The sequence below is a fragment of the Ruegeria sp. CK2 genome (assembly GCF_056536585.1).
Genome location: NZ_JBQFPW010000001.1, coordinates 524,575 through 540,617, shown reverse-complemented (window position 1 = coordinate 540,617; position 16,043 = coordinate 524,575). Strand labels below are relative to the sequence as shown.

14 protein-coding genes are annotated in these 16,043 nt (G+C 58.6%); 13 read left to right on the top strand and 1 reads right to left on the bottom strand.

Features of this window, described 5'->3' with window-relative positions; all coding sequences use genetic code 11:
• Positions 1 to 778 precede the first annotated feature (778 nt).
• The 9 genes from mraZ (at position 779) to ACR0BU_RS02570 (ending at position 10,474) form a co-directional block, all read left to right on the top strand.
• A complete protein-coding gene (mraZ, locus tag ACR0BU_RS02610) occupies positions 779 to 1,282 on the top strand; it encodes a division/cell wall cluster transcriptional repressor MraZ (RefSeq protein WP_298933230.1) in 504 nt (167 codons plus the stop codon).
• A gap of 4 nt (positions 1,283 to 1,286) precedes the next feature.
• Positions 1,287 to 2,279, top strand: a complete 993-nt coding sequence (rsmH, locus tag ACR0BU_RS02605) for a 16S rRNA (cytosine(1402)-N(4))-methyltransferase RsmH (RefSeq protein ID WP_480734911.1) — start codon at positions 1,287 to 1,289, stop codon at positions 2,277 to 2,279.
• Positions 2,276 to 2,644, top strand: coding sequence for a cell division protein FtsL (gene ftsL / locus ACR0BU_RS02600; protein ID WP_120635996.1), 369 nt, complete (start codon positions 2,276 to 2,278; stop codon positions 2,642 to 2,644). The genes rsmH and ftsL overlap by 4 nt, the downstream gene beginning before the upstream one ends.
• The gene (locus ACR0BU_RS02595) at positions 2,641 to 4,428 is read left to right on the top strand and encodes a peptidoglycan D,D-transpeptidase FtsI family protein (protein WP_480734913.1); all 1,788 of its coding nucleotides are present in this window, start codon (positions 2,641 to 2,643) and stop codon (positions 4,426 to 4,428) included. The genes ftsL and ACR0BU_RS02595 overlap by 4 nt, the downstream gene beginning before the upstream one ends.
• A 22-nt stretch (positions 4,429 to 4,450) precedes the next feature.
• Positions 4,451 to 5,932 carry a UDP-N-acetylmuramoyl-L-alanyl-D-glutamate--2,6-diaminopimelate ligase gene (locus ACR0BU_RS02590; protein WP_480734915.1) on the top strand — a complete coding sequence of 494 codons (1,482 nt, stop codon included), beginning with the start codon at positions 4,451 to 4,453 and terminating at the stop codon, positions 5,930 to 5,932.
• Positions 5,929 to 7,323, top strand: a complete 1,395-nt coding sequence (locus ACR0BU_RS02585; RefSeq protein WP_480734917.1) for a UDP-N-acetylmuramoyl-tripeptide--D-alanyl-D-alanine ligase — start codon at positions 5,929 to 5,931, stop codon at positions 7,321 to 7,323. Before ACR0BU_RS02590 ends, ACR0BU_RS02585 begins: the two co-directional genes overlap by 4 nt.
• Positions 7,324 to 7,358: 35 nt before the next feature.
• A complete protein-coding gene (mraY, locus tag ACR0BU_RS02580) occupies positions 7,359 to 8,441 on the top strand; it encodes a phospho-N-acetylmuramoyl-pentapeptide-transferase (RefSeq protein ID WP_299079783.1) in 1,083 nt (360 codons plus the stop codon).
• A gap of 152 nt (positions 8,442 to 8,593) precedes the next feature.
• Entirely contained in the window at positions 8,594 to 9,994 is a 1,401-nt protein-coding gene (gene murD / locus ACR0BU_RS02575; RefSeq protein WP_480734918.1) for a UDP-N-acetylmuramoyl-L-alanine--D-glutamate ligase, read from the top strand.
• A gap of 105 nt (positions 9,995 to 10,099) precedes the next feature.
• Entirely contained in the window at positions 10,100 to 10,474 is a 375-nt protein-coding gene (locus tag ACR0BU_RS02570; protein WP_298933213.1) for a glycine zipper family protein, read from the top strand.
• Here ACR0BU_RS02570 and ACR0BU_RS02565 read toward each other — a convergent pair.
• Positions 10,471 to 11,649 carry a BaiN/RdsA family NAD(P)/FAD-dependent oxidoreductase gene (locus ACR0BU_RS02565; protein ID WP_480735796.1) on the bottom strand — a complete coding sequence of 393 codons (1,179 nt, stop codon included), beginning with the start codon at positions 11,647 to 11,649 and terminating at the stop codon, positions 10,471 to 10,473. The two genes, ACR0BU_RS02570 and ACR0BU_RS02565, sit on opposite strands and share 4 nt — an antisense overlap.
• Positions 11,650 to 11,789: 140 nt before the next feature.
• Between ACR0BU_RS02565 and ACR0BU_RS02560 the strand changes: the two genes are divergently transcribed.
• From ACR0BU_RS02560 to murC, 4 genes are all read left to right on the top strand, one after another.
• Positions 11,790 to 12,188 (top strand): rhodanese-like domain-containing protein, encoded by a 399-nt coding sequence (locus ACR0BU_RS02560; RefSeq protein ID WP_299079789.1) that lies wholly within the window; start codon positions 11,790 to 11,792, stop codon positions 12,186 to 12,188.
• Positions 12,189 to 12,364: 176 nt separating this feature from the next.
• Positions 12,365 to 13,528, top strand: coding sequence for a putative lipid II flippase FtsW (gene ftsW / locus ACR0BU_RS02555; protein WP_298933207.1), 1,164 nt, complete (start codon positions 12,365 to 12,367; stop codon positions 13,526 to 13,528).
• A complete protein-coding gene (locus ACR0BU_RS02550) occupies positions 13,528 to 14,625 on the top strand; it encodes a UDP-N-acetylglucosamine--N-acetylmuramyl-(pentapeptide) pyrophosphoryl-undecaprenol N-acetylglucosamine transferase (protein ID WP_480734919.1) in 1,098 nt (365 codons plus the stop codon). Before ftsW ends, ACR0BU_RS02550 begins: the two co-directional genes overlap by 1 nt.
• Positions 14,622 to 16,031, top strand: coding sequence for a UDP-N-acetylmuramate--L-alanine ligase (gene murC / locus ACR0BU_RS02545; protein ID WP_480734920.1), 1,410 nt, complete (start codon positions 14,622 to 14,624; stop codon positions 16,029 to 16,031). Before ACR0BU_RS02550 ends, murC begins: the two co-directional genes overlap by 4 nt.
• Positions 16,032 to 16,043: the final 12 nt, after the last annotated feature.

Genomic DNA, 16,043 nt, shown 5'->3' with positions numbered 1-16,043 from the left:
AATTCGTTGGGTGTTGATTTGGAAATTCGCCCTAAAAATATGGGTTTGGCGCGCGTCTGGTTTGCGTCAGGAAATTGCAAAAAAATGTTAGCGCAAGCGGATGCTTCATGTTTGTGCGCCCAACTCTAAAATTTGTGCGGTGGGAAACCATCGTTTGCCTGCTGTGTGAGTTTGGTGCGCGTGCGGCGATGACATGGGAAACCATGGGAGGGTCGGCTGAGCTTTGTGAAAGGCATGTGGCCGGTCTTACAGGATGTGCGTGATTCGTAGCGAAATACTGAAACTCACCGCAGGTTTGAAAGGTATTTGCACTAAAATCTGATCTCTGCGGGAAATCATGGGAAATTTTGATAGCCACCTATCTGCGCATATGTTGTGTCTGTTTAGATAGATATGTCGATATAGTGTGTATATGGCGCGTTTTTCACGATAAGAATGTCAGTATTACGCTGCCCGAGTCGTTCCTAGTTTAAAAATACTAGTTGATTTCCATGAATTCCCATGGCATCCCTTATTCATCCGATGAGGACGAGGCAGCAGGGGCGCCAAACGACCCCGAACCAAAAATAATCAGGTTTCATACAGGCATCTCGCTTTCATCAATCAAGAGATCCGGCGCGCGGGCGAGCAGACATCCCCCCAGGTGGCGCGTGCAGCTGGACATCCCGCACAGCGGGTCAATGCGGCGGGTTGATCAGTGGCAGCAGATCAACCCGCCGTTTTTACTTCCGGGGGAACGTAGTTTTCTGGTGGGGCGCAAGCGAAAGGGACAGTCGTCTTGGCGCGCAGGTTTAGAGGTGAAAGCCACCATAAGGTGGACACAAAAGGCAGGGTCTCGATCCCGGCCTCGTTTCGCCGTGTGCTTGAAGCGTCCGATCCCAATTGGCAGCCCGGAGACAGTCCTGAACTGGTGATTGTCTACGGTGACCACCGCCGCAAATATCTTGAGTGTTATACGATGCAGGCCATCGATGAGGTTGACGCCAAGATCGATGCCTTGCCGCGCGGCTCGATGCAGCGCCGGATGCTGCAACGCATGTTCCACGGTCAGTCGTTCCCGACCAATGTGGATGAGACCGGGCGCTTGGTGCTGCCCGCCAAGTTGCGCAGCAAGATCGATCTTGAGAATGAGGCGTTCTTCATAGCTGCCGGTGATACATTCCAGATATGGAAGCCTGAAACCTACGAGGCCGAGGAACTGGCCGCAGCCGAAGATTGGCTGGACGATCTGCCCGAAGATTTCGATCCGCTGCAGTTCCTTGATGGCACCGGGGATGCGTAGCGGCATGGCCGGCGCGACCCCCTCCTCGGATAAACCACATATCCCAGTTTTGCTGCGCCCCTTGCTGGCTGCGGTGGCCCCTGTTTCAGGCATCTGGTTGGATGGTACTTTTGGTGCTGGGGGCTACACCCGCGGATTGCTTGAAGCTGGCGCGGATAAGGTCATTGGTGTGGATCGCGATCCGCTGGCTTTTGAAATGGTTGCCGATTGGGCCGGGGACTATGGCGACCGTCTGGTGATGCAGCAAGGTGTGTTTTCGCGCATGGATGAATATGCCCATGATCTGGACGGCATCGTTCTGGATCTTGGGGTCTCTTCCATGCAGCTGGATCAGGCCGAGCGCGGGTTCTCCTTCATGAAAGACGGTCCGCTGGATATGCGCATGAGCCAGGATGGAGACAGCGCTACCGATCTGGTCAATACTGCGACCGAGGCGCAGCTGGCCGACATTCTGTTTCACTATGGTGAAGAACGCGCCAGCCGTCGCATCGCCAGAGCCATCGTAAAAGCGCGTGCTGAGGAGCCGATCATAACAACCTTGCGATTGGTCGGGATCATCGAGTCCTGCCTGCCGCGCCCAAAACCCGGGCAATCACACCCAGCAACACGCAGCTTCCAAGGCCTGCGCATCGCAGTAAACGCAGAATATGAAGAGCTGTTTCAAGGCCTAATGGCGGCTGAACGGGCGTTGAAACCCGGCGGGCAACTGGCCGTTGTCACCTTCCATTCCATCGAGGATCGGATGGTGAAACGGTTCTTTCAGTCGCGCGCGGGCAAAACAGGCCGGGCCAATCGTTATGCACCTGAAATGAAAGAAGAACAGCCGCAGTTTCACCTGAAAACCCGTAAGGCCGTTGGTCCGGATGATCAGGAATTGCAGGACAATCCACGCGCGCGGTCGGCCAAGCTGCGCGTTGCCGTGCGCACGGATGCCCCTGCGGGGGAAATCGATGCCCGCGCTATCGGCATGCCGCAACTTGGGGGAAGGGCAAGATGAAGGGTTTTTTGTATGTGTTGACTGCTCTGGCGGTGTTCGGATTGGCATTATGGGCCTATCAGGAAAACTACCGAACCCAGCAGGTGTTGAAAGAAACACAGGGGTTGCAGCGACAAATCGGCACCGCACAGGTGCGGCTGGCCGTGCTCAACGCGGAATGGGCCTACCTGAACCGCCCTGATCGGCTGCGAGAACTGGCGGATCTGAATTTCGAACGTCTCGGTCTGCTGCCGCTGCGTTCTGAACAGTTCGGGCGGGCCGATCAGATCACCTATGCCGAGGACCCGGATCTGCCGATTGTTGATCCGATCGAGCTGCAGGCAATCACCGATATTCAGGCCCTTGGCGAGGTGCAGTTCCCATGACCCGGACGCCACTCCGCCCATTGGCCCGCGTTCTGGATGCCCGCGCCCGTGGCGAAAACCCCAAAGCGATTGAACGGGAAAATATCCGCCAGCGCCACGAAGATATGAAGGACCGAGCCCGCGCCCGCGCCGAAGGGCGCCTGCTTGTACTTGGGCTGTTCTTTTTCTGCGCCTTTTCCGTTGTGGGCGTGCGCATGGGTATGCTTGCCACATCCGAGGCCCAGGAACCGCTGGCCAGTGCGCCCGGCGCGGCAATTGCCATGCAACGGGCCAATATTGTCGATCGCGAAGGGCGCATACTGGCGACCAATCTCGACACTTATTCGGTTTACGCTCAACCGCCTTTGATGATCGATCCGAACGCGGCCGCCGATCAGCTTGTCGCGATCTTCCCAGATCTGGAGAAAGAGCGCTTGATCAAGGACTTCACTGGCAACCGCAAGTTCATCTGGATCAAAAAGCGGATCTCGCCCGAACAGAAACAGGCGGTACATGACATCGGCGATCCGGGCATCTTGTTCGGCCCGCGCGAGATGCGCCTGTATCCCAATGGCCGTCTTGCGGCACATATACTAGGTGGTTCCGGGTTTGGGCGTGAAGGCGTCAGCGCGGCCGAGGTCATCGGCGTGGCCGGGGTCGAGAAAAAGTTCGACGACTATTTGCGTGACCCGGCCAACGGCAACAAACCCCTGCAACTGTCTCTGGACCTGACCATTCAGGCCGCGGTCGAACAAGTGCTGCATGGCGGCATGAAGATCATGAACGCCAAAGGGGCCTCGGCTGTTTTGATGAATGCGCATACGGGCGAGGTCGTTTCGGCTGCGTCGTTGCCCTCCTTTGATCCCAACGACCGTCCGCGCCCGCCAACCTCGGGCTTTGATCCGTCGGACAGCCCCTTGTTCAACCGCTATGTGCAGGGTGTTTACGAGCTTGGGTCAGTCTTCAAAATCTTCACAGCAGCGCAGGCGGTGCAACTGGGCCTGGTGAATTCGAACACGATCATCGACACTTCGGGCCCGATGAAAATTGGCCGGTTTCCGATTGGTGAGTTTAACGGCAAGAACTACGGCAAAATCAGCGTGGCTGATGTGATCGTGCACAGCTCTAACCGGGGCACCGGTCGCCTAGCCTTGCAGATCGGCGCGCAGCGGCAGCAGGCCTTTCTGGAAACGCTTGGTATGTTCGAACCTACGCCGTTCGAAATTGTCGAAGCCGCAGGTGGCGAACCCCTTAAGCCCAAGAAATGGGGCGAACTGAGCACCGTGACCATCTCCTACGGCCATGGGTTGTCGACCAGCCCAATGCATTTGGCAGCAGGATATGCGGCCATCGCCAATGGTGGCCACTATGTAAGCCCGACAATTTTGCGCAAAAATGGCCCGCAATATGGGCCGCGAGTGATGTCGCAGGACACGGCCAGTCAGGCGCAGAAGATGCTGCGCAACGTCGTCACGGAAGGGACAGCAAGTTTTGGCGATGTGTCGGGGTATTACGTTGCAGGCAAAACCGGCACTGCCGACAAACCGAAACCCCGCGGTGGGTATTATGACGATAAGGTCATTGCCACCTTTGCCACGATGTTCCCGTCTTACGATCCGAAATACGTTCTGATCGTCACACTGGACGAACCGTCCATCGTGGCCTACGGCGAAAAGCGCCGAACGGCAGGCTGGACTGCAGTTCCTGTCGCCGCCGAATTGATCGGTCGGATCGCACCGCTTTTGGGCTTGCGTCCCCGGCTTGAGCCTGAAGCCGGCGCTGCTATAACCCTGACCTCGAACTAGGTTGTTGGACAGAAGGTGGGTTATGGGCGATCAGTCAAAGAAACTTAGCCAGCTGGCCCTGACTGCGCGGGGGGGTGCGAACCCGTCGATCACCGGGCTGGCCGTCGATAGCCGCGAGGTCAAGGATGGCTACCTGTTCGCGGCCCTTCCGGGCACACGGGTTCATGGCGGAGAGTTCATTCAATATGCGTTGCGTATGGGCGCAGCTGCGATCTTGACCGATGCCGAGGGCGCCGAAATCGCCGCGACTGAGCTGTCGGCCTCTGATGCGGCCCTGATCGTGACCGAAGATCCCCGGCAGGCCTTGGCCGGATGTGCCGCGCTGTGGTACGGGGCGCAACCGCAGACCATTGTGGCCGTCACCGGCACCAACGGTAAGACATCGGTCGCAACATTCGTGCGTCAAATTTGGACCGAGCTGGGCCATGCCGCCGTAAATCTTGGCACAACCGGGGTGGAAGGAGCTTGGACCGCACCGCTCGCCCACACTACGCCCGAACCGATCACCCTGCATCGGTGTTTGGCCGAAGCGACCCATAATGGTGTAACCCACGCCGCGATGGAAGCGTCTTCCCACGGTCTTGAACAACGCCGCCTTGACGGCGTGCAGTTGGCCGCAGCCGGGTTTTCGAACTTCACACAGGACCATCTGGACTATCACGAAACGTTCGAGGCGTATTTCGACGCCAAGGCGGGTTTATTTGATCGGGTTCTGCCGCAGGACGGTATCGCAGTTATCAATCTGAGTGACCCGAAAGGCGGGCAGGTGCGGCGGATCGCCGAAGCGCGCGGCCAATCGGTGCTGTCGGTTGGGCTTGGACAGTCGGACCTGTGTCTGATGAACCAGCGTTTTGACGCGACAGGACAAGATCTGCGGTTTTCCTGGCAAGGCAAAACCTTCCTGACTCGTCTGAACCTGATCGGTGGGTTTCAGGCTGAAAACATACTGCTCGCTTGCGGATTGGTGATTGCAGCCGGGGATGACCCGGAGCGCGTGTTCGAAACGTTACCGCATCTGACAACTGTGCGAGGCCGCATGCAACTGGCCGCAACCCGCGAAAATGGCGCGGCCATCTTTGTTGACTATGCCCACACACCGGACGCGGTTGCGACGGCACTGAAAGCCTTGCGTCCGCATGTGATAGGGCGTCTGATCGCCATTGTTGGCGCGGGGGGGGACCGCGATGCAACCAAACGCCCCTTGATGGGCAGTGCTGCGACAAATCACGCCGACATCGTCTTTGTCACCGATGACAACCCGCGCAGCGAAGATCCGGCCACAATTCGCGCTGCGGTGATGGACGGAGCCCCGGGAGCCACTGAAGTGGCTGATCGGGCCGAAGCCATCCTGCGTGGCATTGACGCCCTGCAACCGGGCGACGCGTTGTTGATTGCGGGTAAAGGGCATGAAACGGGCCAGATTGTCGGCGATCAGGTTCTGCCGTTCGATGATGTCGAACAGGCCAGTATCTCGGTCGCCGCATTGGATGGGAGGGTCGCATGACCCTTTGGACTGCAGCCGAGGCCGCCGGCGCAACCGCAGGGCGCGCCACCGCCGATTGGGTGGCAAACGGTGTGTCCATTGATACGCGCACGCTGCGGCCTGGTGATCTTTTCGCGGCCCTCAAGGCGGCACGTGACGGGCATGATTTCGTGGCACAGGCGCTTGAAAAAGGCGCAGGCGCTGCGCTGGTCTCGCGTATTCCAGAAGGTGTCTCTGAAGATGCGCCCTTGTTGATCGTGAAAGACGTGCAGGCCGGGCTAGAGGCATTGGGACAGGCTGCCCGGGCCAGAACAGCGGCAAAAGTTATCGGGGTAACCGGCAGTGTCGGCAAAACCTCGACCAAGGAAATGCTGGCGGCGATCTTATCGATACAAGGCCGCACGCATGCCAGCGTTGCCAGCTACAACAACCATTGGGGTGTTCCTCTGACACTGGCCCGGATGCCCCGGCGGACCGACTATGCCGTGATCGAAATCGGCATGAACCATCCGGGTGAAATCTCGCCTCTGGCGCGACAAGCCCGCCCTCATGTCGCGCTGGTCACAACGGTTGCTGCCGTGCATCTGGAGGCGTTTGACTCGGTTGCTGGTATTGCTCATGAAAAAGCTGCGATCTTCGACGGATTGACCGCAGGCGGCACCGCTGTCGTAAATGCAGATATCGAACATGCTGATATTCTGCGCCAACACGCGCAGGCGCTGGGTGCGAAAACAGTCGAATTCGGCCGTGCAGCCTGCGATTTTGTTTTGACTGATGTCGAGCAGTTATCAGACTCGGTTCGCGCTGTGGCGACAATAGGCGGAAAAACCTTTGCCTATGACGTTGCGTCGGCGGGCACGCATTTTGCGATGAATGCGCTCGGCGCTTTGGCTGTTTGCCGTGAATTGGGTGTCGATATTGATCGGGCCATCGCTGGTCTGAAACTCTGGTCACCGGTGCAAGGGCGCGGGGTGCGCGAGATCATCGCACTGCCTAAAGGCGGGCAAATCGAAGTGCTGGATGATAGCTATAACGCCAACCCCACATCGCTGGTCGCAGCCCTTGATGTTCTTGCCGCGGTTCAAGGCACACGACGGATCGCTTTTCTGGGCGATATGAAAGAGTTGGGCCCAGAAGAACAGGCGATGCATGCCGACGTGGCCGGCGTGGGCGCCATGGCGCATATTGATCAGGTACATTGCATCGGCCCGTTGATGCAGGCCCTGTATCAGGCGTTGCCGGAAGGTCGGCGCGGGCTGTGGTTTGAAACCAGCGATGAGATGGCGGCGCATCTGCCGGACGTGATCCGGCCCGGCGATGCGGTTCTGGCCAAAGGGTCTCTCAGCATGGCATTGGCACGGATTGTTGACGGTTTGCGGAAAATGGGGCAAGGGGGCGCGCCTGATGTGTAACCCACCCGTGAAACGCGTTTGAGAAAGGTCTTATAATGCTCTATTGGCTGACCGCCCTGTCGGACGGGGGAGATTTTTTTAACCTCTTCCGCTACATCACATTCCGCGCAGGCGGCGCCTTCCTGACTGCACTGATATTCGGGTTTCTGTTTGGCAAACCATTGATTAACGTGCTGCGCAAGAGGCAGGGCAAAGGTCAGCCGATCCGTGACGACGGGCCCGAGGGCCATTTGTCCAAAGCCGGAACGCCGACCATGGGTGGATTGCTGATCGTGGGCGCGCTTTTGACATCCACCCTGATCTGGGCCCGGTGGGACAACCCTTATGTCTGGATGGTGCTATTTGTAACGCTGGCGTATGCGGCCATTGGCTTTGCTGATGACTATGCAAAAGTGTCCAAGCAGAATTCCAAAGGTGTTTCTGGCAAAATGAGGCTTGCTTTGGGGGTCATCATCGCGGTGCTGGCCGCAGGGTGGGCATCCCTGAACCATCCCGATGCGTTGCAAAACCAGCTGGCCCTGCCGGTGTTCAAAGATACACTGATCAACCTTGGTGTCCTTTACATTCCGTTCGCAATCATCGTGATCGTTGGCGCTGCCAATGCGGTGAACTTGACAGACGGTTTGGACGGGCTCGCCATCATGCCGGTGATGATTGCAGCCTCGACGCTTGGGATCATCGCCTACGCCGTCGGACGGGTGGACTTCACTGAATATCTGGATGTGCACTATGTGCCAGGCACGGGCGAGATCCTTATCTTTACCTCGGCCCTGTTTGGTGCGGGTCTTGGCTTCCTTTGGTATAACGCTCCTCCAGCAGCTGTCTTCATGGGCGACACCGGGTCTTTGGCTTTGGGCGGTGCGCTGGGTGCCATTGCTGTCGCGACCAAACACGAGCTGGTTCTTGCGGTAGTTGGCGGCCTGTTTGTGGTCGAAGCGCTGAGTGTGATCATCCAGGTGCTTTACTTCAAGCGTACTGGCAAACGGGTTTTTTTGATGGCGCCAATCCACCACCACTATGAGAAAAAGGGCTGGGCGGAACCTACGATTGTCATCCGTTTCTGGATCATCTCACTGATCCTGGCGATGATTGGTCTGGCGACCCTCAAAGTCAGGTAATGCTCCCGCCAGGTTCGACGGGCCTGCGGCCCGCCTTGCACATGTTGGGCCCGGCTCGCGCTGCCGCGCGAGCCCGATGCCGCCCTTGCCAATGGCAATTTCTTCGGTGCAGGGTGGCGGCCAATTCAAGATTGAAGTGAAGGTAGGGCAGCATGATCCCGGTCAAAGGGTTTTCAGGACAAAAGGTGGCTGTTCTGGGGCTGGGCCGTTCGGGTCTGGCCGCGGCACGCGCCCTTCTTGCAGGTGGAGCCACGCCCATCTGCTGGGACGATAATCCGGCCACGCGTGACTTGGCCGAGCAGGAAGGATTTACCTGCGCCGATCTGTTGCGCCATGGCGCCTTTGACGATGTTGCGACGCTAGTGGTCTCGCCGGGTATTCCGCATCTTTACCCAAAACCAAACCCGGTTGTAGCCGCGGCGCTTGAAGCCGGTGTTCCGGTGGACAACGACATCGGCCTGTTCTTCCGGTCTTTCGCGGATCAGGATTGGGGCAAGTTCGAAACTCCACCACGGGTGATTGCGGTTACTGGGTCAAACGGCAAGTCTACGACAGCCGCACTGATCCACCATATTCTGACCGAAGCCGGACGAGATGCGCAATTGGCCGGTAATATCGGGCGTGGGGTGCTTGATATCGAACCAGGTGGCGATGGCTCGGTCGTTGTGCTGGAACTCAGCAGCTATCAGACTGAGCTGGCCCGCGCGCTGACGCCGGATGTGGCGGTGTTTACCAACCTCTCACCAGATCATCTGGACAGGCATGGCGGCATCGGCGGGTACTTTGCAGCCAAGCGGCGCCTGTTCGCGGAAGGTGGCCCGGATCGCGCAGTCATTGGCGTGGACGAGGCCGAAGGAGCATTTCTGGCAGGCCAGTTGGCCGAAGGCCCGACCGATGACCGGGTGATCCGCGTTTCGGTTGCGCGCAAGCTTACAGGGCCGGGATGGCAGGTTTTTGCCCGTAAAGGGTTCCTGTCGGAATACCGTAAGGGGCGTCAGGCCGGTTCGATCGATTTGCGCGCCATAAAGGGCCTGCCCGGTGCGCATAACCACCAGAACGCCTGCGGAGCCTATGCTGCCTGCAGGTCGCTGGGTCTGGCACCACGGGTGATCGAAGATGCGTTGCACAGCTATCCGGGTCTGCCGCACCGCAGCCAGATCATCGCCGAAGCCGATGGTGTGACCTATGTCAACGACTCCAAGGCGACCAATGTCGACAGCGCTATCAAAGCGCTAAGTGCCTTCAAAAAGATCCGCTGGATTTGCGGCGGGTTAGAGAAAGAGGGCGGTATCGTGGCCCTGAACGGGGCCACTACAGACGTCCTCAGGGCCTATGTCATCGGGCGTGAGGCGGCAAATTTTGCCATGCAGTTGGACATTGACGCACAGGTCTGCACAACCATGGAGGCGGCCGTTGCGCAAGCAGTGGCAGACAGCCAGCCGGGCGAGACGGTGTTGCTGGCCCCCGCAGCTGCCAGTTTTGACCAATATGACAATTTCGAACGGCGCGGAGACGATTTCGCGGAACAGGTCAAAAGCCAACTGGAAGGCTAGCTCATTTGCAATTGACCGCCGTTTCGGACAGAGTCCGAGGTGATTGGCTTGACGCCATTTAAGAATTTGTTTTGTTTCTCGATAGCTCAACACGAGGTCATGAATATGCCAAACCGTAAATCTCTTATGATTGTTCCCGCTTTGATGCTGGCTGGTGCCTGCGCGAATACCGGGGCTAGCTATCAGCCGGTTATCGATGGGCCGATTGGGCCGAACTACAGCAACGATCTGGCGCAATGCCAGCAATTGGCTGCATCGCAGGCAACTATTGACGGTAGCACTGCCGGGAACGCAGCTATCGGTGCGGCAGGTGCGGCCGCAGTCACCGGGATTGTTCAGGACAGCAGCGACAATCTGGGTCGTGCTGCTGTTGCAGGTGCTTTGTTGGGGGCGAGTGCTGATGCCATCGGCAAGAACCAGAACAAGGAAGTCATTGTGCGGAATTGCATGCGTGGTCGTGGCTACAACGTAGTCGGTTAATCACCAGCAATCGCGATTCCGGCGGCGTGGCCCGAGGACCACGCCCACTGGAAATTGTAGCCGCCCAACCATCCGGTGACATCCACCGCTTCGCCAATTGCATAGAGGCCGGGGATTTCCTTGGCCTCCATCGTTTTTGACGACAAATCATCCGTATCTATCCCGCCCAAGGTCACTTCGGCAGTGCGATACCCTTCGGTGCCCGAGGGCACGAGGTGCCAATCGGAAAGCGCTTTCGTCAGTTCAGCCAGTTTCGTGTCTGATTGATCGGCTAGCTTGCCGGACAGCAGAAGCTGTTGGCCAAGGTAGTCCACAAGCCGCCCGGGCAGATGTCGCGCCAACTCGGTGCTTAGATCCTTGCGCCCGGACGCCTGTCTTTGATCACGCAGAAGGTCGTACAACGGCAGATCGGGGATCAGGTTGACCCGGATCGCCTCGCCTTCGCGCCAATAGGATGACAATTGCAGCACCGAAGGGCCGCTGAGGCCACGATGAGTGAACAGCAGGGCTTCGTCAAAGCTTGTCCGGTCATTGGACAGTCGAGCTGGCAGAGACACCCCGGACAAATCCTTGAATTTACCGTCCGAGAATGTGAACGGCACCAAACCCGCGCGGGTGTTGGTCAGACGCAACCCAAACTGCTGCGCTAAGTCATAGGCCAGTCCCGTGGCACCCATCTTGGGGATCGACTTGCCGCCCGTCGCCAGCACCAGATTGTTACAGGTCAGGCTGTGCCTTTGCCCTTCGCGTTCGACCTCCAAGGCAAACCCGGCGTCGGACTTGCGGAGGAAACGCAGTGAAGTCTGCACCCAAAGCTCGGCACCCGCGCGCTCCATCTCAGTCAGCAACATCGCGATGATCTGCTTGGAGGAGCCGTCGCAGAACAACTGGCCCAACGTCTTTTCATGCCATGCAATGTCGTGCCGGTTTACCAGATCGATGAAATCCCACTGGGTATATCGCGCCAGCGCCGATTTGCAGAAATGGGTGTTCTGCGACAGAAAGTTATCGGGGGCCGCATACATGTTGGTAAAGTTGCAGCGCCCACCGCCCGAGATGCGAATTTTCTCACCCGGGGCCTTGGCGTGATCGATCACCAGAACGCGCCCGCCGCAATGGGCTGCGCACATCATACCGGCGGCACCGGCCCCAAGGATGATCGTGTCATAGGTCATACCCAGCGCATGGCGTGGATCGTTGAGGAAGGCAAGAGGTTGCCTGTCGGGATTGCGTTTGCCGGGCCGCCCGCACTCAGGTAGATTCAAGCAAATTGTTCAAGCTCCGATACGAACCCCGAAACATAGGAACATCGCCCATGTCACAGACCATCACGAAGGGGATCAAAGCCCTGCTTGCCGAGGCAAATGCCGTCGTTACGACAATATCGATTGAGCAAGCCAAAGGTTTGATTGACAGCGAAGAGCATGTTCTGGTCGATTTGCGCGATATTCGCGAGTTGAAACGCGCGGGTAAGATACCCGGCGCTTTTTCATGTCCACGTGGCATGCTGGAATTCTGGATCGACCCGGAAAGCCCGTATCACAAGGACATTTTCGATCAGGACAAAACATATGTCTTCTATTGCGCCAGCGCGTGGCGGTCGGCGCTCAGCGCCAAGACGGCAATGGAAATGGGTCTGGCCCCGGTCGCACATATTGAAGGTGGGTTCAGCGCCTGGGTTAAGGCAGATGGCCCGGTCGAGGACGTCGACTAGCGCAATTCGACAAAGCGTCTGGCGGCACAAAACCCGCCCCGGCAAGGTTCCGCACGCCGCCAATTGTTTTCCGCCGCGACCCGTCATTCCGCTGGCCCAAACGCGAATTTCCCTGTAGACTCTCAATCAGATCCCGAAAAACGGGACGTTGTTGAGGCAGATAGTGGCGGTATCTCATGACTGAGATGGTGTATGGCGCGGTCCAGGACCAGCGCGGCGAACCGATTCTACCAAAGTGGTGGCGGACGATTGATCGTTGGACGATGTCCTGCGTACTGATCCTGTTTGTGATCGGGCTGTTGTTGGGGCTGGCCTCATCGCCACCGCTGGCAGGTCGCAACGGGTTTGATCCCTTTCACTATGTCGAGCGACAGGCATTGTTCGGCGGGTTGGCCTTGGTTTCGATGCTGCTGACCTCAATGATGTCGCCGACGCTTGTACGACGTCTGGCGGTACTGGGCTTTCTGGCTTCATTCGTGGCGCTGGCCTTCCTGCCCATCTTCGGCACTGATTTCGGCAAAGGTGCCGTGCGTTGGTATTCGCTGGGCTTTGCCTCGCTACAACCCTCGGAATTCCTGAAACCCGGTTTCGTCGTTGTGGCCGCATGGTTGTTGGCAGCGTCCCAGCAAATCAATGGCCCACCGGGGCGGATCTGGTCGTTCGCCTTGTGCATGGCCATTGTTGGCATGCTGGTGATGCAGCCTGACTTCGGTCAGGCCTGTCTAATCTTATTCGGCTGGGGTGTGATGTACTTCGTCGCCGGTGCGCCGATGCTGCTGCTGGTCGGCATGGCCGGGGTCGTTGTTCTGGGCGGCATGTTTGCCTATTCCAATTCCGACCACTTCGCCCGCCGCATTGATGGCTTTCTGAACCAAGAGGTCGACCCGACCACCCAGCTTGGCTATGCCACCAACGCCATCCGCGAAGGCGGGCTATTTGGCGTTGGCGTTGGCGAAGGGCAGGTGAAATGGTCGCTGCCCGATGCCCACACAGACTTCATCATTGCCGTTGCGGCCGAGGAATACGGCCTGATCCTCGTGCTGATCATCATCGCCCTGTATTCGATCATTGTGGTGCGTTCGCTTTTGCGCCTGATGCGTGAGCGTGACATGTTCATCCGCCTGGCGGGCACTGGTCTGGCCTGTATGTTCGGCGTTCAGGCGATGATCAACATGGGCGTTGCCGTGCGCCTGCTGCCCGCAAAGGGCATGACCTTGCCGTTTGTCAGCTATGGTGGCTCGTCGCTGATTGCCGGCGGCATCGCAGTTGGCATGTTGCTGGCCTTCACCCGAACCCGCCCACAGGGCGAACTTGGCGATATTCTGCGCGGACGAGGCTGATGGGCAAACCCTACCTATTGATTGCGGCTGGCGGCACCGGGGGCCACATGTTCCCTGCGCAGGCACTGGCCGAGGCAATGTTGTATAAAGGCTGGCGCGTGCGTCTCTCCACCGACGCGCGCGGCGCGCGATATACCAGTGGTTTCCCGCATTCGACCGAAATTGTCGAAGCATCCTCCGCCACGTTCGCGCGCGGCGGGTTGGCTGCCAAGGTGCTGGCCGGGCCCAAGATTGCAGGCGGTGTTACCTCCATGTCATTTGGCATGATGCGCGATAAGCCGAATGTGGTTGTGGGCTTTGGCGGATATCCGTCGATCCCGGCACTCAGCGCCGCAACCCTGCTGAAAATTCCCCGCATGATCCACGAACAGAACGGTGTTCTGGGGCGCGTGAACCAGCTGTTCGCAACCCGGGTTGCACATGTAGCCTGTGGTGTCTGGCCCACGGATTTACCCGAAGACTCGAACGGTATTCACACCGGAAATCCTGTCCGCGCCGCTGTGCTGGACCGCGCGGCCGCGCCCTATATTCCACCGGGGGACTACCCGATGTCGGTCTTGGTGATGGGCGGCTCTCAGGGGGCTCGTATCCTCAGCGATGTTGTGCCGGGGGCGATTGCAGCTTTGCCCGAAGATCTGCGCCGCTATGTCCGGGTTGCCCATCAGGCCCGCGACGAGGATGGAGAGCGTGTCACTGCATTCTACGCCGATCACGGCATTCTGGCCGACGTGCAACCGTTCTTTCAGGATGTCCCCCGCCGGATGTCCGAAGCGCAGCTGGTCGTCTCCCGCTCGGGCGCATCCAGCGTCGCTGATATCTCGGTCATCGGACGCCCGTCGATCCTGATCCCCTTTGCCGCGGCGGCAGGCGACCACCAGACAGCCAATGCACGCGGACTGGTTCAGGCGGGCGGGGCGATCATGATCCCCGAAAACATGCTTGACGTTTCTTCGCTAACCGAACAAATGACCACGGTTTTGACCAACCCCGAAGCCGCACAGAAAATGGCCCATGCCGCCTTGTCAGTCGGGGCACCGGACGCAACCGAGCGTCTGGTGGCCCTTGTCGAACAACTGGCGCAGAAGGAGACCACATGAACCCAGCAACCAAACTGCCGCAGGATGTAGGTCCGATCCACTTTGTCGGGATCGGTGGGATCGGGATGTCAGGCATTGCCGAGGTACTGTTGAACCTGGGTTATCGGGTACAGGGGTCCGATCTGAAAGCCTCTAAAATCACGGATCGTCTGGCAGGCCTGGGTGCTGAGATCTTTGTCGGTCAAAAAGCCGAAAACCTTAAAGGCGCTGCAGTCATCGTTACTTCCACCGCGATCAGACCCGGCAACCCGGAACTGGACGAGGCGCGGGCTCAAGGCTTACCGGTCGTGCGCCGCGCAGACATGCTGGCCGAGCTCATGCGCCTGCGCTCTAACATCGCCATTGCCGGGACCCATGGTAAAACCACCACAACAACGATGATGGCCGAGCTGATGGTCGCAGGTGATTTCGACCCGACCGTGATCAATGGCGGTATCATCCACGCCTACGGCTCTAACGCACGGATGGGGCAGGGCGAGTGGATGGTGGTCGAGGCGGACGAAAGCGACGGTTCCTTCAACCGCTTGCCCGCGACCATCGCCATCGTCACCAATATCGACCCCGAACATATGGAGCATTGGGGCGATTTCGATCAATTGCGCGATGGTTTCTACGAGTTCGTCTCAAACCTGCCCTTCTATGGCCTTGCAGTTTGCTGCACCGATCATACCGAAGTTCAGGCGCTGGTTGGCCGTATCACCGACCGTCGCGTGCGCACCTATGGCTTCAACGCGCAGGCTGATGTGCGCTCCGAGAACCTGACTTACAAGGGCGGCGTCGCGCATTTCGACATCCACTTGCAATACGAAGACAAGGTTATCGAAGGCTGCACTTTACCGATGCCCGGCGATCACAACGTCTCGAATGCGTTGTCCGCCGTGGCTGTCGCCCGCCATCTGGGTATGAAGGCGGTTGAAATCCGTGATGCGCTTGCCAATTTCGGCGGCGTCAATCGCCGCTTCACCAAGGTGGGTGAGGTCGAAGGCGTCACCATCATCGACGATTACGGCCACCACCCGGTTGAAATTGCCGCCGTTTTGAAAGCCGCCCGCCAGGCTACCGAAGGCCGTGTCGTTGCGGTTCATCAGCCGCACCGCTATTCCCGCCTGTCCAACCTGTTCGACGATTTCTGCACTTGCTTCAATGACGCTGACGTCGTCGCCATCGCCGAGGTTTTCGCCGCTGGCGAAGACCCGATTGAAGGGGCCAGCCGCGACGATCTGGTCGAAGGGTTGATCCGCCACGGTCACCGTCATGCCCGCGCGATCCTGAATGAAGAAGACCTTGAACGCCTCGTGCGCGAACAGACCCGTCCCGGTGATATGGTTGTTTGCCTGGGCGCAGGGACGATCAGCGCCTGGGCTAACGGTTTGCCCGAGAGATTGCAAAGAAAACAAGCTGTTTGACGTCCATGTTGA